Raw genomic sequence first — 20,209 nt, 5'->3', positions numbered from 1 at the left:
CAAGGATTTATCCCGAATCCGACTATTTAGTTATTAGCCATTAAAAAAAGCGACCCTAAGCCGCAGATTAGATAACTACTAGGGCATTCCGCTTTTGGCTATATTAGTGTGACTATGGATTTTGTCGGCAGATATGATCCCCCTGTTTATTTGATATGAGTAGCCTGAATGAAACACAATGCCTCTGGGAATACGCCTGATCAGATGGGTGCCGCCACTAACGCTGTCTGGGGTGGTGAATCGGTTAAGTACCCTTACAATGCGACCCAAGTGCCGATTGTTACCAGTGCCGCTCACTGTTATGACGATATTGATCACTGGTATAACGTTGCCCTTGGCGAGGCCCCAGGATTTATTTATAGCCGTATGAGCAACCCTACGGTGGAAGCATTGGAAGCGAAGTTATGCGCCCTCGAACATGCCGAGTCAGCGGTTGCTTTCAGTAGTGGCATGGCCGCCATTAGTAGTGTGCTCTATACCTTTTTATCTAATGGCAAACGGGTGGTTTCAACTAAGGATAGCTACGGCGGCACGAATAAAATTTTTGAAGAGTTTTTGCCGCGCATGGGCGTCAGTGTCAGTTTGTGTGACACCGGTGATCATGACGAGATTGAGCGGCAGATTGCACAGGGCTGTGATGTGCTGTATCTCGAAACCCCGACCAATCCCACGTTGAAAATCATTGATATTAAACGCTTGGTTAAAGCTGCGCGTTCGGTAGGAGCTTTGGTGATCGCCGATAACACCTTTGCCACGCCGCTTAATCAGCAGCCGCTTTCTCTTGGGGTTGATCTGGTGCTACACAGTGCGACTAAGTTTCTCAGCGGGCATGGCGATGTTCTTGGGGGACTTGTCTGTGGTGCTGAACCATTGGTGAGCCAGGTGCGTCATTATCGTGAGATTAACGGGGCGATTCTAGACCCGTTTGCGGCTTATATGATTATCCGGGGTATTAAGACGCTGGCGTTACGGATCCGCCAGCAGCAGAGCAGTGCCCAAATAATCGCTGAATATTTACAAACTGAACCGTTAGTGGCATCCGTGAACTATCCGGGATTATCCGATCATCCGCATCATGCGATTGCCTGCGAGCAGATGAAAGGGTTTGGTGCCATCGTGAGTTTTGTGGTGCATGGCGGCATGGATACCGTTAAACAACTATTGCCGCAGCTTAAATATGCTCACTGTGCAGGCAATTTGGGGGCGGTCGAAACCATTTACGGTCCTGCCAGAACCACCAGCCATGTGGAAAATACGCTAGAGGAGCGTTTAGTCCTAGGGATCTCCGAAGGTTTAGTGCGGATATCGGTGGGCATTGAAGAGATAGAGGATTTGATAGGTGATCTGCAACAGGCGTTTGCGCATGTGCGAAAGCAGCAAGCGTAACGATGGAGCAACGATAACGATTGACATAACATCGATTTTTAGCGGCGCTATGCGGGTGCTAAAACCAACGAAAGTCGTTAAAATAGCCGGCTTTCGAGCTGCTCCGGCTGGGTAAAGATTCGTCGATGATAAATAAACAGCTTCACAATGAGAGATGTTGATATGAAAAAGTGTATAACGGCAGCCGCCATGATTTTTGTAGCAGGAACGGGGAGCGCATCGGCGACCGATCTATGGGATGAGTCGGCCCTAAATAAAGTATTGCAACGGGGTGAGTTGCAGGTCTGTGTCGAAGCCGGTTATATGCCGTTCGATATGCGCAATAAGAAAGGTGACATTGTTGGCTTTGATGTCGATATCGCTAAGTCGATGGCCAAAGCGATGGACGTGAAGCTGGACCTGCGCAATACCGCTTGGGATGGCATTATCCCCGCACTGCTGACGGGCAAGTGCGACATGATCATTTCCGGCATGACCATTACCCCAGAGCGTAACTTAAAAGTTAACTTTACCGACCCGTACATCGTGGTTGGTCAGACTATTTTGCTGAACCCTGCGTTGAAGGATGATGTTAAAAGCTATAAAGATCTGAATGATGAGAAATATCGGGTCACCACTAAGCTCGGTGCGACCTCGGATTACGCCACTAAAAAGTATATGAGCAAAGCTAAATTGAATCTCTATGAAACAGAATCCGAAGCGGCTTTGGAAGTGATTAATGGCAACGCCGATGCCTTTGTTTACGACCTGCCATACAATGCCATTTATGCTTCTCAGAATATGGGCAAGGTGCTTCATCTTGATCAGTCCTTCACTTATGAGCCTTTAGGTATGGCGGTACGCAAAGGTGATCCTGATTTTCTCAACTTCCTGAATAATTACATCGCGCAGATTAAAGGCGATGGTAGTTATGATAAGTTCTACAAAAAATGGTTTGTCAACGATGCTTGGCTTAAAGCCGTTCAGTAAGCCTGAGTGCTAAGCCATAAAATCGTTCGGTTAAAGCATATCTTATTAGGTGGGACGCGGTGATGCGTTACCCACCACCTCTTAGTCAGCGATCTTTAGCTGCGTGATAAATATCGGGGTTGAAATGATATTAGCGCATAGATAAAGAGCGTTGGTTTGGCGTCAATAATATTAGTGAAACGGTTTTGCGCTCATCATGACGTTAATGGTGATTCGAAGTAGTAAACGATGGGGAATAACTCTGTAATGCAAACGCAACGTAGCCAGTTTTTTTGGAAAGCGGTGTTTATCCTAATTATGCTTGGTTTAGGCTTTGGCATTTATGCGTCCAGTAAGAGCATTGATTACACTTGGCGCTGGGAACGTATTCCTCAGTATCTTGTCAGTGTCGAACCCTTAGAGATCCGCGCCCCCTTTGATGGCACGGTGATGACGGTTGATGAGCAGCATCAGCGTATCGTGATTGAATCGGATTATGGCGATGACCCTTTTGTGATTAAGGCGTTTGATCAGCTGAGCGTAGATGAGGGCGACAGTGTATTTGAAGGAGATATTGTCGCCGAACAAGCCCACTGGAACCTTGGCCCACTCGCATGGGGGTTGATTATGACCCTAAAGCTATCGGTTGTGTCATTAGTGTTCGCTATGATTATTGGTCTGTTTACCGGATTGGCGCGCATCTCTTCTAATCCCGCGCTACGCTATCTATCGATTACCTACATAGAGCTGGTGCGCGGTACCCCTTTATTGGTACAGATTTTCATCTTCTATTTCTTTATCGGTACGGTGCTCGATTTAGATCGTTTCACCGCCGGGGTGGCCGCATTAGCGGTATTTACCGGTGCTTATATTGCCGAGATCGTACGCTCAGGTATTCAGTCTATTAATCCGGGACAGATGGAAGCGGCCCGCAGTTTAGGGATGAACTATGTGCAGGCGATGATTTACGTGATTTTACCGCAGGCTTTCAAGCGGACCTTGCCACCGATGGCGGGTCAGTTTATCAATCTGATCAAGGATTCCTCGTTGGTGTCGGTGATCTCGATTACCGATTTGACTAAGGCGGGCCGTGAAGTGGTTAGCTCTACGTTTGCCCCCTTCGAAGTATGGTTTGCCGTTGCGTTGCTTTATTTGGTGTTAACCGGGGGGCTTTCTTGGGCCATTCAAAAGCTAGAAAAGAGGTTAGCTGCCAGTGACTAATGTAAGTGAAAATATTATCGTAGCTACCGCCGTCGATAAGATCTACCCCAATGGCTGCCATGCACTCAAACAGGTGTCGCTCACCGTCAAGCAGGGGGAAGTGGTGGTGATTATCGGCCCGAGTGGCTCCGGAAAATCGACTTTTTTACGCACTCTTAATCAGTTAGAAACGATCTCAGATGGTTCGATTGTCATTGATGGCTTTGATCTCACCAGCAAACAAACCAATATCAATCGCGTGCGTGAGAAAGTAGGGATGGTGTTTCAATCATTCAACCTCTTTCCGCACAAAACGGCATTAGGTAACGTCATGTTATCGCCTCTTAAAGTGCTGAAGAAAACTCGCCAGCAAGCGGAAGAAGAGGGGCGTGAGCTGCTGTATAAAGTCGGCCTAGCTGAACGCATGGATAATTTCCCCTCCCACCTTTCCGGTGGCCAGCAGCAGCGCGTTGCGATTGCTCGGGCGTTGGCTATGATGCCTGATATCATGTTGTTTGATGAACCGACCAGTGCGCTCGACCCGGAAATGGTCGGTGAGGTGCTGGATGTGATGAAAAACCTCGCTGCTGATGGCATGACGATGGTGGTGGTTACCCATGAGATGGGCTTTGCCCGAGAAGTGGCTGATCGTGTGGTGTTTATGGAAGAGGGAGAGCTGGTGTTTGAAGAACAGCCTGAACGCTTCTTTAACTCTACCAATACCCGTTTGCAGCGTTTTCTCGGACAGGTGTTGTCTTAACAGGTGTTGTCTTAAAGGCAGCTGGGTGACCGTGGTTCCGGTGATCTAAAGGAGGTGGCAGTGCACCATAAAGCGTTACCCCCATTAAATTGGCTCTGTACCTTTGAAGCCTCTGCGCGTTGTCTGAACTTTACCCATGCGGCCCGAGAACTCTGTCTGACGCAGGGGGCTGTTAGTCAGCAGATGCGCCTGTTAGAGGATCATATTGGCGTTACCCTATTTAAGCGTTTGCCGCGTGGATTGAGCCTGACAGAGGAGGGACAGTCGTATCTGCCGGTAGTGCAAGATGCGATCTCTCGATTAGCCGCAGGTACGAGTGAACTCTTTAGTCAGCGTGAACAAACGCCCATTAAAATCCGCGGTAGTCTGTCATTTTTTGTTCATTGGCTGGCACCGCGCTTGACCGACTTCAAGGCCCGCTACCCACAAATCGATATCCGCTATATCAGTAATCTCTGGGTCAAGGATATCGATGATGAGGATGATTTAGAGATCCGTTGGGGCAATGGAGGCTGGCCGGGGCTGATTAATCACCGTCTGACCTGGGATAAGCTGTTTCCGGTCTGTTCGCCAGATTTAGCCGCTCGACATCCGCTTCATGAGGTGGCTGACCTTGCTCAGCATACCTTATTGCATGTGCTCGGGTATGAAGAGGGTTGGGGTTATTGGTTGTCTATGGTGGGCGAGGAGCGAGTTGACCCCTCACGCGGCATGCAGTTTGATACCCTGCTGGCATCGCTGCGGGTTGCTGAGCTCGGTCAGGGGATTGCACTTGGGCGCTCTTCGATGGTCGAAGACCTCTTGCTTGAAGGGCGCTTAGTGGCACCGTTGACTCATCGGGTCGAGGCCAGTGAGTCTTTTTACTTGGTGCGCCGTTCTGGCATCGAGTTACCTCCTGATGCCGAGCTATTTGCCTCCTGGCTCGTGGAGCAGGCAACCCGTCCGGTTTACCACCTAAAGGGCACACTCAACGGTGAAGTGTTTTCCTAAGCTGCCGTCATAAGACCGGGCGGCACTAGATGATGGTGATGGCCTGCTTTTCCAACATTCGAATTAAGCGGATCAGCGGCAGACCGATCAATGTGTTTGGGTCATCGCCCTCGAGTTTTTCAAACAGGGCAATGCCCAGTCCTTCGGATTTAAAACTACCGGCGCAGCTATAAGGTTGCTCAGTGTTAAGGTAGTTATCAATCATCGCCGGGGTCAGGTCACGAAAGTGTACATGAAAAGGCACGACCTCGGTTTGGCACTCGCCGGTACGACTATTCAGTAGGCTTAAGCCGGTAAGAAAGGTAATCCTTTGCCCTGATGCAGCGGAGAGCTGTTGGTAAGCGGTTCGGTAGTCGCCGGGCTTGCCAATGGTTTCGCCGTTAATGATGGCTGTTTGATCCGAACCGATGATTAATGCATTAGGGAAGCTTACTTGCAATGCTTGCGCTTTCTGACGGGCCAGACGTGCGACATAGTCATTCGGGGTTTCGGTTTCCAGTCGAGTTTCGTCAATATCGGGCGAGACGGCTTGGTAGTTGAGGTTGAGCTTATCCAGAATGGCTTTTCTGAAAGGTGAACTGGACGCTAAAATTAGCTGTGTCATGCCCCAATTTCTCCAAAACAGTAGAGGTTATGTTAAGTTGCAGATATTAGCGTGTTTTTTTACCTTTTAAAGCCTTATTTCCTTTGACAGACTGGCTTTTGATCCCTAGAATTGCGCGCTTATGTCGAACGCCCCATTACCAAAGAAAATTGACCCGCGTAAGCTTGCTGATCGGGGAGTACGGATACAAGGTGACGCCGAGCTTGCTCTGCTGCCGAATCTGGCTACAATGCTGGCCGATAAGCAGGGTAAAGTATCAGTTGATCTGCAGTTTGATACTGATGAATTGCGCATCCGTACAATTAAGGGCACCGCTGACGCTAAGGTCTCTATGACCTGTCAACGCTGTCTTGAGCCAGTTGAGATCGAAGTCGAAGCTAAGTTCAATTTGGCTGTCGCTCCCACCGAGGAGCATGCAAAAAATCTACCCAGGTACTATGATTCTTTGATTGTAGCGGGAGATGATCTGGAATTGTTTCCAATGGTCGAGGAAGAGTTGATTTTATCGCTTCCTATCGTGCCATACCATGACGATTGCAGTGTGCAGACATCCTTCGGTGACGAGGTGACGACTGACAATGAAACTGATAAACCGAACCCTTTCAGTGTATTAGCCTCACTGAAGGCTGATAAGTGAAATAGGAGCTATATACCCATGGCAGTACAAAAGAGCAAAGTAACTCGTTCACGTCGCGGTCAGCGTCGTTCACACGATGCACTGGGCAACCCAACTCTTTCAGTAGAAGCAACCACTGGTGAAACTCACCGTCGTCATCACGTAAGTGCTGATGGTTTCTACCGTGGTAAGCAGGTTGTTGCACAGCAAGACGACGAGTAAGATTGTCTGACAGCATTTGCATCGCGGTTGACGCGATGGGCGGGGACTTCGGTCCCCGCGTTGTTATTCCTGCCTCAGTTGATGCGTTAAAGCGTCATCCTCGTCTGACTCTGCAATTAGTAGGTCAGCAAGAAGTTCTCACACCCCTGTTAAGTCAAGCGCTAGCTAAGAGCTCTGATAAAACACTGTCTTCACGTATCTCTACTATTAATGCTGAAAAAGTCATCGGTTGTGATGAACGGCCTTCCTACGCGCTGCGTAAACGTCGCGATACTTCAATGTATCGAGCGATTATGCAGGTTGCTGAAGGGCAGGCGCAAGCTTGTGTCAGTGCCGGAAATACGGGTGCATTGATGGCATTAGGGCGATTTACCTTAAAAATGTTGCCGGGTATTGATCGGCCCGCCATTATCACTGCGATTCCCTCTGTTGATGGTGTTAGCTATATGCTCGATCTAGGCGCTAATGTCGATTGTAGTGCTGAGCATCTTTTGCAGTTCGCTATCATGGGATCGGTCATGACCAGTGCGGTTGAAGGCATTGCGGAGCCCCGTGTGGGGTTGCTAAATGTCGGTGCTGAAGAGATTAAGGGTAATGAGCAGGTAAAGTTGGCATCCCGTCTTATTCGCGAACATGGTGGCTTGAATTACCATGGTTTTATTGAGGGCGGTGATATTTTCACTGGTAAAGTGGATGTTGTGGTTTGCGATGGCTTTGTCGGCAATATCGCGCTAAAGAGCAGTGAGGGGGTTGCGCGTTTGATCGGGCAGCAACTTAAGCGTAGCTTTAGTCGTTCGCTGCGGCGTAAGTTGATGGCGTGGTTAGCTAAGCCTGTTTTGGAAGAGATTCGGGCGCACATTGATCCGGCCCGTCGTAATGGTGCTAGTTTGTTAGGCTTGCAAGGGATTGTGGTCAAGAGTCATGGCTCGGCTAATCGTGAATGTTTTGGCTATGCGATCGATCAAGCCGTCGCCGAAGTGATAATGGATGTGCCCGGTAGTATTAATCGACAACTGGAATCACATATCACCGATAGTTAACGGAAATGCTTGATCTGTAAGACAATCGTTTTAATTCATTGCGAATCCTGTAAACTACGTCCTTTAAATTGTTATGCGTTTATCTGTATATTGAGGTAATAATGCCACAACCCCTCGCTTTTGTTTTCCCCGGTCAGGGCTCGCAACATCTGGCCATGCTAGCTGAGCTAGCAGCTGAACATTCTGTTATCCAGGAAACCTTCGCTGAAGCATCCGATGTGCTGGGATATGATCTTTGGGCATTGACTCAAGATGGTCCTGAAGTTGATCTAAATCAAACTGATCGTACCCAGCCTGCTTTGCTCACTGCGGGTGTAGCGTTATGGCGTCTCTGGCAACAGCAAGGCGGTGATCTGCCTGTGTTGATGGCGGGTCATAGTCTTGGTGAATATACAGCGCTGGTGTGTGCTGGTGCGATTGACTTCAAAGATGCGGTTAATCTTGTTAAGTTGCGTGGTGAGTTTATGCAGCAAGCGGTGCCTGCGGGTACGGGTGCTATGGCGGCGATACTCGGTTTAGCCGATGAGGCCATTGCGGCGGTCTGTGAAGCGGCAGCGGGTGATGAGGTTGTATCACCGGTTAACTTTAACTGTCCCGGACAGGTTGTTATTGCGGGCAATAAAGCAGCTGTTGAGCGGGCGATGGAAGGCTGTAAAGCGGCCGGTGCGAAGCGTGCAATACCGCTGCCGGTTAGTGTGCCATCCCACTGCGTACTGATGAAGCCTGCGGCTGAACAGATGGCCGCTGAGTTAAAGAATATAGATATTAAGCTGCCGTCGGTGCAGGTTATTCAGAATTTTACCGCTAAAGCGCCAACGAGTGTTGCTGAGCTGGTCGAAAATTTGTTGGCACAGCTGTATAGTCCAGTTTTATGGACGGACTCTGTACAAAATATGATTGAGCAGGGTGTTGAACGCACGGTTGAGTGTGGGCCTGGGAAGGTGCTGTCAGGGCTGAATAAGAAAGTTCAGCGCAGTCTGGTAGTTGCCGCCATTAATGACCCTGCAGGTCTTGAGAAGGCGCTGAGCGCTTAATCTCTGAATTAAAGGAAACAGATTATGAGTATCGAAGGCAAAGTTGCGCTGATTACCGGTGCTACTCGAGGGATCGGTAAAGCGATTGCGTTAGAGCTGGGGCGTCAAGGTGTTGTTGTTGTTGGCACTGCGACCAGTGATAAAGGCGCAGCTTCAATCACTGATTACCTTCAGGAAGCGGGCGTAAAAGGTGCAGGTTTATGTCTTGATGTAGGCTCAAGTGAGTCAGTTGATGGTGTACTAAAAGCAGTGCAAGAGCAGTTTGGCCCTGTTGCTATCATCGTCAATAATGCGGGTATCACCCGGGATAACATCATGTTGCGGATGAAAGAGGAAGAGTGGGATTCTGTGATGAATACCAACCTAACGTCCGTATATCGAATGGTGAAAGGCTGTTTGCGCGGCATGACCAAAGCGCGTTGGGGCCGTATTATTAATGTTTCATCAGTGGTTGCCTCTATGGGCAACGCTGGGCAGGCTAACTACGCTGCTGCTAAGTCGGGTATGGAAGGTTTCAGTCGGGCGCTGGCCCGTGAAGTCGGCTCCCGCAATATCACCGTCAACTGTGTGGCGCCTGGTTTTATCGATACCGATATGACTAGTGGGTTACCGGAAGAACACAAAGTAGCATTACAAAAACAGATTCCAATGGGTCGCTTAGGGCAGCCTGAAGAAGTCGCCGCTGTTGTTGGTTTTTTAGCCAGTGATGCCGGCGGATATGTGACCGGAGACACGATTCATGTCAATGGCGGCATGTATATGTCATAAAGTTTTCCCTGAGGAATTGTTTTTTCTGTAAAAGTGTTGATAATGAGCCGCAGCTCACTGGAGAAATATCGCCGTCAGGCTTGATCCATAGCGGCGGATTCTAATAAAATCCCTGTTCACATCTTCGGATGTGGATGTCGATAAACAATAGGAAGAGTTATGAGCAACATCGAAGATCGCGTAAAGAAAATCATTGCTGAACAGCTGGGTGTTAAAGAAGAAGAAGTGACTATCGATGCTTCTTTTGTTGAAGACCTTGGTGCAGACTCTCTGGATACTGTAGAGCTTGTTATGGCTCTGGAAGAGGAATTCGAAACTGAAATTCCTGATGAAGAAGCAGAGAAAATCACCACTGTTAGACTGGCAATCGATTACATCAACGCACACCAGTAATCGACTCGCACCAGACTACCGAGAAGCCGCAACTATAGTGATATAGTGCGGCTTTTCTTTTGTTATACCGGTAACCCAGGAGGATTTTAATGTCTCGGAGAAGAGTCGTTGTTACAGGCATGGGTATGCTGACCCCGGTCGGTAACACTGTCCAGGAGACATGGACCAGCATTCTTAACGGTAAAAGTGGCGTGGCTAACATTACCCACTTTGATACGACGTCGTTCGGTACTCGTTTTTCTGCCCCGATTAAAGGGCTAGATCTTGACGGTTACATGACCTCGAAAGATGCACGGAAAATGGATCTGTTCATTCAGTACGGTATGGTTGCAGCGATTCAGGCTGTTGAAGATGCCGAGCTGGATGTGACTGAAGAGAATGCCCCCCGTATCGGTGTAGCCATTGGTTCGGGTATTGGTGGTTTGCCGATGATTGAGGCGACCCACGATACGCTTAACAAAAGCGGCCCACGGAGGATTTCACCGTTCTTTGTGCCCGGTAGTATCATCAATATGATCTCCGGTAATTTGGCGATTAAATATGGTTTTAAAGGGCCAAATATTGCCATTACTACGGCGTGTACAACCGGTACCCATAATATTGGTTTTGCGGCGCGGATGATTCAGAACAGCGATGCGGATGTGATGATCGCGGGCGGTGCCGAGATGGCAACCACACCTTTGGGTGTCGGTGGTTTCTCTGCTGCGCGAGCACTCTCGACCCGTAACGATGATCCGCAGGCGGCTAGCCGTCCATGGGATCGTGATCGTGATGGCTTTGTGCTGGGTGATGGTGCGGGCGTTGTGGTGCTCGAAGAGTACGAATCAGCGAAGGCTCGCGGCGCTAATATCTATGCTGAACTCGTTGGCTTTGGTATGAGTGATGATGCCTATCATATGACCTCACCACCGGCTGATGGCAAAGGTGCTGCAATGTCGATGTCGAATGCTGTCAGAGACGCGGGCCTTAACCCTGAGCAAATTAATTACATCAATGCTCATGGTACCTCGACACCGGCGGGTGATATCGCTGAATCTAATGCCGCTAAACTGGTGTTGGGTAATGCAGCAGAGCAGGTGCGTATGAGTTCGACTAAATCGATGATTGGTCATCTGCTGGGTGCTGCAGGTGCTGTCGAAGCTATCTTCTCAGTACTGGCGATACGTGATCAGGTAGCGCCACCGACGATCAACCTGGATAACCCATCTGAAGGTTGTGATCTGAACTACGTAGCGCATACGGCTCAAGAGGCTGTTATTGAGGCTGCGGTATCCAACTCTTTCGGTTTCGGTGGTACCAACGGTACCTTAGTCTTCCGTAAGATCTGATGAGACGGGTGCGCTATCGGCGCACCCGCTTTTCTGTTTTTTATGCCGCCCACCACACTTATCAATGGTTTGCTTGAACAGTCACTTCCGGTTGCCGACCGGGGGCTAGCCTACGGCCATGGTTTATTTGAAACGATTACCCTGCAGCAGGGTCAGCCAATCGCTTGGCAGGCTCATTTTAACCGTCTCAAAGCGGGTGCTGAGCGTCTTTTAATCCCCTTAATGGATAATATTGAACAGATTTTATTAGCCGATCTAGCGATACTGCTGGCGAAACAATCTACCCTGCCTGAACGCCAAGTGCTCAAAATCACCGTTACTCGAGGTTGCGGTGGCCGTGGTTATGCGGTGGATGCTGGCGTATCGATCAATCGAATCCTGCAGCTGAATGCATTTCCTAGCTACCCTGATCAGCCATCGGCGAATGGTGTTGCGGTACGGCTGTGTCAGACGAGATTGGCGATTGCGCCACAACTGGCCGGCATTAAACATTTGAATCGCTTAGAGCAGGTGTTGGCGCGGTCTGAATGGTCGGCCCCCGACATTCGAGAAGGCTTAGTACTGGACACCGAAGGTTATCTAGTAGAAGGCACGATGAGTAATCTGTTCTGGTGTCGTGATGGGGTGCTCTACACCCCTCAGCTTGATCGATGTGGTGTCAAAGGCATTATCCGCGAACAGCTTATACGCCTCGCTAAACAGCAGGGTATCCCGTTAGAGGAGGGCTTGTTTACCTTGGGTTCGCTCTGTCAGGCGGATGAAGTCTTTGTCTGTAACAGTGTTATTGCGATCTGGCCGGTGATTCAATGCACTCTGGCCGATCAGCGTCAGTCAAGGTGGCCCATTGGGCCGATTACCCAGTGTTTGCAGACGAGCCTGTCTGCTGAAGGAATTTATTAGTGCGTAAAGTCGTTGTCTCTTTTCTGATTACCTTGCTGGTTGTGGTTGCACTTGCTTATGGCGGGTGGCGTTCTTTGCAGTCTTATCTAGATAGCCCGCTAAACCTATCGCAAGCAAAAATTGTGATGGTCGAGCCCGGCAGTAGTTTTAGTCGATTTGCCGGCCAACTTGCTGCTGAGGGTATGTTAGATAAGCCCGACTGGTTCTCATTCTTTATCCGATTAAAGAAAGTGGGGCATCTACTGAAAGCGGGTGAATATGAGATTGTACCCGGCACGACCCCGCGTACGTTAGTGCTGCAGATGATAGAGGGTAAGACGCTATCCTATAAGTTTACGGTAATAGAAGGTCTTACTTTCAAACAGTTACGTGCCTCTCTTGAATCCAATCCTAATATCAAAAACACCTTCGCCGATAAGACCGATGCGCAAATAATGACTGCGTTGGGGCTGGAAGGAAAGCACCCTGAAGGGATGTTTTTGGCCGATACCTATCAGTTTCATCGTGGTATGAGTGATGCTGACTTGCTAAAACGGGCTCATGCGCTGCTACAAGCGGAACTTGATAAAGCTTGGCTAGGTAAGGCTAAAGCGCTGCCGTATTCATCAGCATATGAGGCTTTAATTATGGCTTCTATTGTTGAAAAAGAAACCGCTAAAGCGAGTGAGCGGCCGCTGATTGCTGGCGTATTTGTGCAGCGCTTGAAAAAAGGGATGAAGCTACAAACAGACCCTACCGTCATCTATGGTATGGGGGATCGTTATCAGGGTAATATTCGTCGATCAGACCTTCGTAAGCCCACCGCATACAACACCTATACCATTAGTGGTTTGCCGCCGACACCCATTGCGATGGTCGGGCGTGATGCTATTCAAGCCGCACTGCACCCGGATGAGGGTAAGTGGTTATATTTTGTCGCCAAGGGTGATGGTAGTCATCAGTTTTCTGCTACCTTGAAAGATCACAATAAGGCGGTCCGAGAGTACCAGTTGCGCCGCCGTAGTGACTATCGCTCGAGCCCGGGAAGCTAAGGCTAAAGCCTAGCCTAATCATTAGATAATATGAGTGAAAACATGAGTTCAGGCCGTTTTATCACACTCGAGGGCACCGAAGGGGTAGGTAAGTCTACCAACTTGCGGTTTATAGAATCTGTTTTGCAGCAACATCAGATAGACTATCAACTAACCCGTGAGCCCGGCGGCACACCCTTGGCTGAAGAGGTGCGTGAGTTGCTGTTGGCCAATCGTGATGAAGTGGTGGCAGATGATGCCGAGCTGTTATTGGTGTTTGCTGCCCGGGCACAGCACCTGCAAACGGTGATCCGGCCAGCGTTGGATGCAGATCGCTGGGTGCTGTGTGATCGTTTTACCGATGCCACCTTTGCTTATCAAGGCGGCGGTCGGGGTTTAAGTAAAGGGATGATCACACTGCTAGAGACTATGGTGCAGCGTGGCTTGCAGCCAGATTTGACTATTTTGTTGGATCTGCCGGTCGAGATCGGTTTGGCACGCGCCCGTGAACGGGGTGAGTTAGATCGCTTTGAAAACGAACGCATGGCTTTTTTTGAGCAGGTGCGTAATGCTTATCTTGAACGTGCTGCTGCCGACCCGCAACGCTTTGCAGTTATAGACGCTTCTGGCACACTTGAGCAAGTGCAAGCGCAGATCGCTAGCGTATTGGAACACTACCTTCAGGAGCAAGCTCAGTGAGCGATGATCTTTGGCAAGACCGGGCGATGGTGCTGCCTTGGCTAAAAGGGCGTTGGGAATATCTACTGGAACTCAAAGCACAAAATCGTTTCCCCCATGCGTTGCTGATTAATGGCCCTGAGGGGATCGGTAAAGCCTGTTTTGCGATGGCCTTGGCAAACTATGTACTCTGTCGTGAGCCGCACAACGGTGTTGCTTGCGGTCATTGTCGTAGCTGTGAACTGACCGGCAGTGGCGGACATCCAGATCTCTATCAGCTCAAACCGGATGAGCCGGGCAAGCCGATTAAGATCGATCAAATTCGTGAATTAACCACATTTATTTACTCGACGGCGCAGCAGGGTGGCTATCGCGTAGTGATTCTAGATCCTGCCGACAGCATGAATATTAATGCTTCTAACGCATTGCTGAAAATGCTTGAAGAGCCGGGTTCGAATACCCTTATTATGCTGCTAACCCATCGGCTGGGGCAGATGCTGCCGACTATCAAGAGCCGTTGTCAGCGGGTTGATATGCCTCCGGCGGATCATGCTTTGGCGACCCAGTGGGTATCTACCCAGCTAGGGGTTGACGCTGGGGAAGCCGCTCAACTATTGGTGATTGCCCATAATTCCCCCCTGCAAGCGCTGGCCTATAAACAGGATGACCTGTTGGGCCTGCGCGCCAAGGTGTTAAAAGGGCTGGCAGATATCTTGAAAAACCGTAGTAGTTCGGTTGAGGTGGCGCAGTCACTCTATCGGGAAGATCTGGAATTGTTACTGGGTTGGATCTATAGCTGGGTTGTGGATATTGCTCGTGCGGCTGAGAGTGAGGCTGACCCGGATCTGTTGCGTCATACTGATGCTCGCAATATGCTTGTAGCGGTGGCGCGCAAGGTCAGTAGCCGTAAACTTTATGGCTTTGCTGATCAGGTGCAGGCGGCGCGTAAAGATTTGATGTTTCGTCGCAACCCCAATAAGCAGTTGTTAATGGAGAAGTTGTTAAGTGAATGGTATGCTTTACCTAGGTCTAACTAACTGTTCTGATACGATATACAGCAGCAGTCAGCAATAGTACTATGTAGCACATCTGAATCAGGATGAAATAAGTACGAGGGAGGCTATACGGCCCATGTCAGTTGTACCCCGCATGAGTCACGGGATTTTATCCCTGGCGATTGAGACCAAGGAAGATCTCTATAAATCATATATGCCGTTTATTAAGAACGGCGGACTGTTCATACCTACAACTCGCACTTATCAGCTTGGCGAAGAAGTATTTATGCTGCTGAGCCTGATTGATGAGAGTGATAAGATTCCCGTTACCGGTAAAGTTGTTTGGGTTACCCCAAGAGCAGCCCAGGGTGGCCGTATCCCCGGTATCGGTATTCAGTTGTCGCAGGATGATGCGACCCTGATCTCTAAGATAGAAACCTATGTCGCGACACTGCTTAATTCCGGCAGACGCACCAATACTATGTAATTCAGAGTTACCTCCCATGTTTGTAGATTCCCACTGTCACCTGGACAGACTGGATCTGTCCGTTCGCAATAATGATCTTCAGTTGGTGATGGACGCCGCTGCCGCTAAACAAGTCTCTCGGATGCTCTGTGTTGCCATCGAGTTACAACAACTCCCCGAAATGCTGCAAACCGTTAAACAGTTCGATAATGTATTCGCCTCGGCGGGTGTGCATCCTTTGCATGTGGCCGAAGGGATGCCAGAGATAGACGATCTTATCGCCTATGCAGCAGATCCTCGGGTTGTCGCTTTAGGCGAAACCGGTTTAGATTACTATTATCAGCAGGACACGATTGCGCAGCAGCAAGAAAGCTTTATACGTCACCTTAAGGCTTCAACGGCCACTCGTTTGCCGGTCATTGTGCATACCCGAGATGCCCGAGAAGATACTCTGTCGTTGCTGCGCCAATATGCAGACTCCGATGTGGGTGGGGTGTTGCACTGCTTCACTGAAAATTGGCAGATGGCGCGTGAGGCAATGGATCTTAACTATATGATCTCATTTTCCGGCATCATCACTTTTCGTAATGCGGCTGAGCTGCGCGAAGTGGTTCGCCAAGTGCCGATGGAGAATCTACTGATTGAAACGGATTCCCCCTATCTGGCGCCAGTACCATACCGTGGTAAGCCTAATGAGCCGCAGTATGTGGTGGAAGTGGCACAATGCGTGGCGGACATTAAAGGGCTGCGTATCGAAGAGGTGGCTGAAATAACCAGCCATAACTTTGAGCGAATGTTTAATAAAGTGGTTGCGACCGCTTAATGAGTACGCAGATGCCGCCGGTTAGTTATATCGAACCGGTTTATCGGCCACCCAGCGAAGCGAATTCACTGATTTTACAAGTCACCAATGGCTGCAGCTGGAATCGCTGTACCTTTTGTGAAATGTACATCGACCCACAGAAGAAGTTCAAGCTAAAGAGTGAAGCCGAGCTGCTCGAAGAGATTCGCCGCTGTGGTCAGCAGCTCCCCGGTGTTCGGCGGGTTTTTCTCGGTGATGGCGATCCGATGGTGTTGTCGTTTCGTCGTTTACAAACAATACTGGACGCTATACGTACTCATCTACCTAATGTGACGCGGGTCTCAGCTTACGCGTTGCCGTCTAACCTGAAGCATAAATCCGTCGAGGAGTTGCAGCAGTTGCGCGAACTCGGCTTAACCTTGATTTATGTCGGTGCCGAAAGCGGTGATGATGAGGTGTTGCGCTGTATCGATAAAGGCGAAACCTTGCAAACGACCGCTGAGTCTCTGCTAAAAGCCAAACAAGCCGGCATTAAAACTTCGGTTATGTTGATCAACGGCATCGGTGGGACGCGGATGAGCAAGCAGCACGCACTGTCATCTGCCAAGCTAGTTAACTTGGTACAACCTGATTATCTGGCAACGTTGGTGCTTTTTTCTCGGCGGGGTAATCAGCGGGTGGCTGAGGGGTTTGGTGGCGACTTTACCGCACTGAATCAACGCCAGTTATTTGAAGAGATGGAGCTGTTTTTATCTCAGCTTAAATTGCAAAAAACCATCTTTCGCAGCGACCATGCCTCGAACTTTTTAGTGTTGAAAGGGGTGCTTAATCGTGACCTTGATACCATGCTGAGACAGTTGCGCAGAGCAATCGAAACGCCTGATCGAGTGTTTCTTCGACAGGATAGCCAACGAGGCTTGTGATCGATGACGCGGGTATCTAGGGTTTAAGGATATACTTAAACAGCATAACGATTTGTTCTCTAGTAGTAGTTACATCGTAAAATCGTTGTTTTATACTTTTGTCTAAGATAGTGCTTTCATAAGTATATAATAAAAAGGAATAGATGATGAGAAGACCGGTCAGGATTGCGGTAACGGGCGCGGCAGGCGCCATTAGTTATAGCCTATTGTTTAAAATTGCTGCTGGCGAAATGATGGGTAGGGATCAGCCGGTAATTCTGCAGTTGATTGAGCTACCGGGGGCGATGGAGTCGCTGCGGGGGGTTGCCATGGAGCTGGAAGATTGTGCCTATCCACTGCTACACACCATCACCTTGCATGATAATGTGGAAGATGGCTTCTGTAATTGTCACTATGCCTTGCTGGTTGGCGCACGTCCTCGTGGGCCCGGCATGGAGCGCAGCGATCTACTGGAAGTGAATGCTGAAATTTTTGCTCGTCAGGGTAAAGCATTAAACGATTTTGCCAACCGCGATGTTAAGGTCTTGGTTACCGGCAATCCGGCGAACACCAATGCACTGATCGCTAGTCGCAATGCGCCTAAGTTAAGCCCCTCTCAGTTTACCTGTCTGACCCGTTTGGACCATAACCGCGCTAAAGGGATGTTGGCCAGTCAGTGCGGGGTCACAGCCCGTGATATTCAGAATATCATCATCTGGGGCAACCATTCGCCCACCCAGTACCCGGATCTTCATCATGCGACGGTATTTGGTATGCCGGCGATGGGGCAGATTGATACCGCTTGGTATCGAGATGAGTTTATACCCCGGGTGCAAGAGCGCGGTAGCGAGATTATTAAGGCGCGAGGATTGTCCAGTGCGGCATCAGCGGCGCAAGCGATTGTCGATCAGATGCATAACTGGACTCAGGGCACCGAACCAGGTGAGATCGTCAGTATGGGCATTATCAGTGATGGTAGTTATGGTATCGAAAAGGGTGTGTTCTTCTCCTTCCCAGTACGTTGTAATTATGGCCGCTATCAGATTGTCCATGGGTTAGATATCAGTGATTTCAGTCGCAAGCAGTTGACCGCCACCGAGCTAGAACTGTTAGAAGAGAAAGCGGTGGTTAATCATCTGTTGCCGAAAGAGACCGAAGAATCCCATATGAATCTGACTATCTGTCTTAAATCCGGCGTCACGCTCTACGCCGATGGTACCGGACCAAGCCCAGAAAGTAAGTTTCTTAATAACAACCGGGTGCTTTAATCTAGGTGTGATGATTCTAAGTATCGCAGTAAGCCCCGTCCGAGCAGTTTGCTCCGGCGGGGCTTTTTTTATAATGGATGGAAAAGCATGGTCGATATAATCAGTGTTGCAACTCAGGGGCAGGGGTTGTACGAGTTTACCGAGGAGATCCATCGACTTGTGCGCCGTAGTGGTGTGCAAGATGGGTTGTGTAGTTTATTAATACAGCATACCAGTGCTAGCCTGACCATTCAGGAAAATGCGGATCCGAGCGCGCAACATGATTTAGAGAATTGGCTCAACCGTCTCGTGCCCGAGGGTGATCCGCTCTATACCCACTTATCAGAGGGGCGTGATGATATGCCGGCACATATTAAAGCGGCGTTAACCGCTACCACATTATCGCTGCCGATTCATAAGGGGCGATTAATGTTGGGAACTTGGCAGGGAGTGTTTTGCTGGGAGCATCGCCACCATCATCAGCTTAGACAGATCGTCGTTCACATTGGCTGAGACGTAGATAAAATAAGGCCCGCTGCTAGGCCTTATATCCGAAGTGATAGGTGTTACTCGGACGAATCATCCGATTGCAGCTTAAAGCCGGCTAGCATCTTGTCGAGATCTAGTAGAATAATCAGTTGTTCTTCACGGTAGCAGACGCCTTGAACAAACTGTCGCTGGGTATCTTCGCGTAACACACCAGGAGCTCGGTCGGTTTGGCTTTCCGGGAGGTTGATGACCTCATCAACACCATCCACCAAAATGCCGATCACTTCTTGATCATCAAACTCAACAACAATAATGCGGGTGTTTTGATCGATCTCTTTGTCGTCTAGGCAGAATAGGGTGCGTGAACTCACCACGGTGACCACGCTACCACGTAGATTGATGATGCCGAGTACGCCATCTCGTGCGCCGGGAACCGGTGTAATATCGGTGAAACGCAACACCTCTTTTACCTGCATCACATCGATAGCGTACATCTCATCGGCGATCGAAAAGGTCGCCCATTTGCGATAGTCTTCCTGGCTTTCGCCATTCTTTTTATGCAGATCATACACATTTGCACTAAGCTCTGCCTGAATCTGCTGTAGTTGTGCTGCTGCGTCTTCAAGACCCATAGAATGCTCTCTTATGCTATCTGTTTCAGCCAGCGTAGACTTTCAGTCGTGCTGACGGAAGGATTATATTCAAGACTAGTAATACCTGAGTATCCCATATCATCCAGAGCTTGAAAAATATTGCCGAAGTTTAGTTCACCAGTTTGAGGTTCGTGCCGCCCCGGCACATCGGCAAATTGTATATGGCCAATCTTATCGAGGTTGTTCCTCAGCGTGTGGATCAGGTTACCCTCCATGATCTGCATATGATAGATATCATACTGCAGTTTTATATTTGGGTGTCCTACCGCCTCAAATAATGCAAAGGCTTGTTGGCTGTTATTAACAAAGAAGCCGGGGATATCCTGAGTATTGATCGCCTCGACAAGCAACTGAATGCCTACTTCGGCCATCTCTTCAGCACAGAATTTCAGGTTGTCGATTAAGGTTTTTTCAATCAAATTAATATCACAATTAACGGGAGCTATACCTGATAATATGTTGATATTAGGGCAGTTTAGTTGTTTTGCATAGTCAATCGCCTGGGCTACACCCTGACGGAATTCAGCCACCCGTTGAGGATGGCACGCGATACCACGATCACCTTTCTGTGCATCACCGGCGGGCGCATTCAGTAGCACAATACGTTGATTATGTTGCTTGAGTAAACGGGCAATCTCGGTGGCGGCTAAGACATAAGGAAATTGAATCTCAACCTTGTTAAAGCCCTGTTCTGCGGCGGCGGCAAAGCGTTCCTCTAGAGGCACTTCGGTGAATAGCATACTTAGGTTAACGGCAAAATTAGGCATATAACATAACT

The 20,209-nt window shown here is 49.2% G+C and carries 24 protein-coding genes; 21 read left to right on the top strand and 3 right to left on the bottom strand.

Going from position 1 to position 20,209, the window contains the following annotated elements; translation table 11 throughout:
* Positions 1–168 precede the first annotated feature (168 nt).
* The 5 genes from AC0L4K_RS09390 to AC0L4K_RS09370 all read left to right on the top strand — a co-directional run bounded on the left by AC0L4K_RS09390 (position 169) and on the right by AC0L4K_RS09370 (position 5,284).
* On the top strand, positions 169–1,386 hold the full coding sequence (locus AC0L4K_RS09390) for a cystathionine gamma-synthase family protein (RefSeq protein WP_473269056.1): 1,218 nt from the start codon (positions 169–171) through the stop codon (positions 1,384–1,386).
* Between the two features lie 162 nt (positions 1,387–1,548).
* On the top strand, positions 1,549–2,355 hold the full coding sequence (locus AC0L4K_RS09385) for a transporter substrate-binding domain-containing protein (RefSeq protein ID WP_473269055.1): 807 nt from the start codon (positions 1,549–1,551) through the stop codon (positions 2,353–2,355).
* 246 nt (positions 2,356–2,601) lie between these two features.
* Positions 2,602–3,555 (top strand): amino acid ABC transporter permease, encoded by a 954-nt coding sequence (locus tag AC0L4K_RS09380; RefSeq protein WP_417223133.1) that lies wholly within the window; start codon positions 2,602–2,604, stop codon positions 3,553–3,555.
* Positions 3,548–4,294 (top strand): amino acid ABC transporter ATP-binding protein, encoded by a 747-nt coding sequence (locus AC0L4K_RS09375; protein WP_473269054.1) that lies wholly within the window; start codon positions 3,548–3,550, stop codon positions 4,292–4,294. The genes AC0L4K_RS09380 and AC0L4K_RS09375 overlap by 8 nt, the downstream gene beginning before the upstream one ends.
* A 60-nt stretch (positions 4,295–4,354) precedes the next feature.
* The gene (locus AC0L4K_RS09370) at positions 4,355–5,284 is read left to right on the top strand and encodes a LysR substrate-binding domain-containing protein (protein WP_473269053.1); all 930 of its coding nucleotides are present in this window, start codon (positions 4,355–4,357) and stop codon (positions 5,282–5,284) included.
* A gap of 25 nt (positions 5,285–5,309) precedes the next feature.
* On the opposite strand, the gene AC0L4K_RS09365 is transcribed toward AC0L4K_RS09370, so the two are convergent.
* The gene (locus AC0L4K_RS09365) at positions 5,310–5,888 is read right to left on the bottom strand and encodes a Maf family protein (protein ID WP_473269052.1); all 579 of its coding nucleotides are present in this window, start codon (positions 5,886–5,888) and stop codon (positions 5,310–5,312) included.
* Positions 5,889–6,009: 121 nt separating this feature from the next.
* Here AC0L4K_RS09365 and AC0L4K_RS09360 point away from each other — a divergent pair, with 121 nt between their 5' ends.
* The 16 genes from AC0L4K_RS09360 to AC0L4K_RS09285 all read left to right on the top strand — a co-directional run bounded on the left by AC0L4K_RS09360 (position 6,010) and on the right by AC0L4K_RS09285 (position 18,802).
* Positions 6,010–6,525, top strand: a complete 516-nt coding sequence (locus AC0L4K_RS09360; RefSeq protein WP_473269051.1) for a YceD family protein — start codon at positions 6,010–6,012, stop codon at positions 6,523–6,525.
* A gap of 18 nt (positions 6,526–6,543) precedes the next feature.
* Positions 6,544–6,726 carry a 50S ribosomal protein L32 gene (gene rpmF / locus AC0L4K_RS09355; protein ID WP_091358877.1) on the top strand — a complete coding sequence of 61 codons (183 nt, stop codon included), beginning with the start codon at positions 6,544–6,546 and terminating at the stop codon, positions 6,724–6,726.
* A gap of 2 nt (positions 6,727–6,728) precedes the next feature.
* Positions 6,729–7,766, top strand: a complete 1,038-nt coding sequence (gene plsX / locus AC0L4K_RS09350) for a phosphate acyltransferase PlsX (protein WP_473269050.1) — start codon at positions 6,729–6,731, stop codon at positions 7,764–7,766.
* Between the two features lie 101 nt (positions 7,767–7,867).
* The gene (gene fabD / locus AC0L4K_RS09345; protein ID WP_473269049.1) at positions 7,868–8,800 is read left to right on the top strand and encodes an ACP S-malonyltransferase; all 933 of its coding nucleotides are present in this window, start codon (positions 7,868–7,870) and stop codon (positions 8,798–8,800) included.
* A gap of 24 nt (positions 8,801–8,824) precedes the next feature.
* Positions 8,825–9,568: a 3-oxoacyl-ACP reductase FabG gene (gene fabG, locus AC0L4K_RS09340; RefSeq protein WP_215953060.1), complete on the top strand. Its 744-nt coding sequence runs from the start codon at positions 8,825–8,827 to the stop codon at positions 9,566–9,568.
* A 159-nt stretch (positions 9,569–9,727) separates the two neighbouring features.
* On the top strand, positions 9,728–9,961 hold the full coding sequence (acpP, locus tag AC0L4K_RS09335; RefSeq protein WP_126160046.1) for an acyl carrier protein: 234 nt from the start codon (positions 9,728–9,730) through the stop codon (positions 9,959–9,961).
* Positions 9,962–10,050: 89 nt separating this feature from the next.
* Positions 10,051–11,289, top strand: a complete 1,239-nt coding sequence (fabF, locus tag AC0L4K_RS09330; protein ID WP_417223151.1) for a beta-ketoacyl-ACP synthase II — start codon at positions 10,051–10,053, stop codon at positions 11,287–11,289.
* A gap of 42 nt (positions 11,290–11,331) precedes the next feature.
* On the top strand, positions 11,332–12,189 hold the full coding sequence (gene pabC, locus AC0L4K_RS09325) for an aminodeoxychorismate lyase (protein ID WP_473269048.1): 858 nt from the start codon (positions 11,332–11,334) through the stop codon (positions 12,187–12,189).
* Positions 12,189–13,220, top strand: a complete 1,032-nt coding sequence (gene mltG, locus AC0L4K_RS09320) for an endolytic transglycosylase MltG (RefSeq protein WP_473269047.1) — start codon at positions 12,189–12,191, stop codon at positions 13,218–13,220. Before pabC ends, mltG begins: the two co-directional genes overlap by 1 nt.
* Positions 13,221–13,262: 42 nt before the next feature.
* Entirely contained in the window at positions 13,263–13,898 is a 636-nt protein-coding gene (gene tmk, locus AC0L4K_RS09315) for a dTMP kinase (protein WP_473269046.1), read from the top strand.
* A complete protein-coding gene (locus AC0L4K_RS09310) occupies positions 13,895–14,914 on the top strand; it encodes a DNA polymerase III subunit delta' (protein WP_473269045.1) in 1,020 nt (339 codons plus the stop codon). The genes tmk and AC0L4K_RS09310 overlap by 4 nt, the downstream gene beginning before the upstream one ends.
* A gap of 94 nt (positions 14,915–15,008) precedes the next feature.
* The gene (locus tag AC0L4K_RS09305) at positions 15,009–15,359 is read left to right on the top strand and encodes a PilZ domain-containing protein (protein ID WP_417223164.1); all 351 of its coding nucleotides are present in this window, start codon (positions 15,009–15,011) and stop codon (positions 15,357–15,359) included.
* 16 nt (positions 15,360–15,375) lie between these two features.
* Positions 15,376–16,161, top strand: a complete 786-nt coding sequence (locus AC0L4K_RS09300) for a TatD family hydrolase (protein ID WP_473269044.1) — start codon at positions 15,376–15,378, stop codon at positions 16,159–16,161.
* Positions 16,161–17,063 carry a radical SAM protein gene (locus tag AC0L4K_RS09295; RefSeq protein WP_473269043.1) on the top strand — a complete coding sequence of 301 codons (903 nt, stop codon included), beginning with the start codon at positions 16,161–16,163 and terminating at the stop codon, positions 17,061–17,063. The genes AC0L4K_RS09300 and AC0L4K_RS09295 overlap by 1 nt, the downstream gene beginning before the upstream one ends.
* A 146-nt stretch (positions 17,064–17,209) precedes the next feature.
* Positions 17,210–18,310: a malate dehydrogenase gene (locus AC0L4K_RS09290; protein WP_417223171.1), complete on the top strand. Its 1,101-nt coding sequence runs from the start codon at positions 17,210–17,212 to the stop codon at positions 18,308–18,310.
* Positions 18,311–18,397: 87 nt separating this feature from the next.
* Positions 18,398–18,802, top strand: coding sequence for a secondary thiamine-phosphate synthase enzyme YjbQ (locus tag AC0L4K_RS09285; RefSeq protein ID WP_473269042.1), 405 nt, complete (start codon positions 18,398–18,400; stop codon positions 18,800–18,802).
* 53 nt (positions 18,803–18,855) lie between these two features.
* Here AC0L4K_RS09285 and AC0L4K_RS09280 read toward each other — a convergent pair whose 3' ends face one another.
* Positions 18,856–19,410, bottom strand: coding sequence for a chemotaxis protein CheW (locus tag AC0L4K_RS09280; RefSeq protein WP_473269040.1), 555 nt, complete (start codon positions 19,408–19,410; stop codon positions 18,856–18,858).
* An 11-nt stretch (positions 19,411–19,421) separates the two neighbouring features.
* Complete coding sequence (locus tag AC0L4K_RS09275) at positions 19,422–20,198, bottom strand: hydroxypyruvate isomerase family protein (protein ID WP_473269039.1); 777 nt, start codon at positions 20,196–20,198, stop codon at positions 19,422–19,424.
* Between the last annotated feature and the right edge of the window lie 11 nt (positions 20,199–20,209).

The organism is Amphritea sp. GJ51-11 (genome assembly GCF_055808735.1).
Note: the sequence above shows the minus strand (reverse complement) of the source record. Positions and strands in the feature narration are given on the sequence as shown.

Bases quoted from the DNA above. Each gene is read 5' to 3' on its own strand.
- AC0L4K_RS09290 (WP_417223171.1), top strand. From the start codon at position 17,210: ATGAGAAGACCGGTCAGGATTGCGGTAACGGGCGCGGCAGGCGCCATT.
- AC0L4K_RS09275 (WP_473269039.1), bottom strand. From the start codon at position 20,198: ATGCCTAATTTTGCCGTTAACCTAAGTATGCTATTCACCGAAGTGCCT.
- AC0L4K_RS09300 (WP_473269044.1), top strand. From the start codon at position 15,376: ATGTTTGTAGATTCCCACTGTCACCTGGACAGACTGGATCTGTCCGTT.
- AC0L4K_RS09390 (WP_473269056.1), top strand. From the start codon at position 169: ATGAAACACAATGCCTCTGGGAATACGCCTGATCAGATGGGTGCCGCC.
- AC0L4K_RS09365 (WP_473269052.1), bottom strand. From the start codon at position 5,888: ATGACACAGCTAATTTTAGCGTCCAGTTCACCTTTCAGAAAAGCCATT.
- fabG (WP_215953060.1), top strand. From the start codon at position 8,825: ATGAGTATCGAAGGCAAAGTTGCGCTGATTACCGGTGCTACTCGAGGG.
- pabC (WP_473269048.1), top strand. From the start codon at position 11,332: ATGCCGCCCACCACACTTATCAATGGTTTGCTTGAACAGTCACTTCCG.
- acpP (WP_126160046.1), top strand. From the start codon at position 9,728: ATGAGCAACATCGAAGATCGCGTAAAGAAAATCATTGCTGAACAGCTG.
- AC0L4K_RS09385 (WP_473269055.1), top strand. From the start codon at position 1,549: ATGAAAAAGTGTATAACGGCAGCCGCCATGATTTTTGTAGCAGGAACG.
- rpmF (WP_091358877.1), top strand. From the start codon at position 6,544: ATGGCAGTACAAAAGAGCAAAGTAACTCGTTCACGTCGCGGTCAGCGT.
- AC0L4K_RS09380 (WP_417223133.1), top strand. From the start codon at position 2,602: ATGCAAACGCAACGTAGCCAGTTTTTTTGGAAAGCGGTGTTTATCCTA.
- AC0L4K_RS09280 (WP_473269040.1), bottom strand. From the start codon at position 19,410: ATGGGTCTTGAAGACGCAGCAGCACAACTACAGCAGATTCAGGCAGAG.
- fabD (WP_473269049.1), top strand. From the start codon at position 7,868: ATGCCACAACCCCTCGCTTTTGTTTTCCCCGGTCAGGGCTCGCAACAT.
- AC0L4K_RS09295 (WP_473269043.1), top strand. From the start codon at position 16,161: ATGAGTACGCAGATGCCGCCGGTTAGTTATATCGAACCGGTTTATCGG.
- AC0L4K_RS09360 (WP_473269051.1), top strand. From the start codon at position 6,010: ATGTCGAACGCCCCATTACCAAAGAAAATTGACCCGCGTAAGCTTGCT.
- AC0L4K_RS09285 (WP_473269042.1), top strand. From the start codon at position 18,398: ATGGTCGATATAATCAGTGTTGCAACTCAGGGGCAGGGGTTGTACGAG.
- tmk (WP_473269046.1), top strand. From the start codon at position 13,263: ATGAGTTCAGGCCGTTTTATCACACTCGAGGGCACCGAAGGGGTAGGT.
- fabF (WP_417223151.1), top strand. From the start codon at position 10,051: ATGTCTCGGAGAAGAGTCGTTGTTACAGGCATGGGTATGCTGACCCCG.
- AC0L4K_RS09305 (WP_417223164.1), top strand. From the start codon at position 15,009: ATGTCAGTTGTACCCCGCATGAGTCACGGGATTTTATCCCTGGCGATT.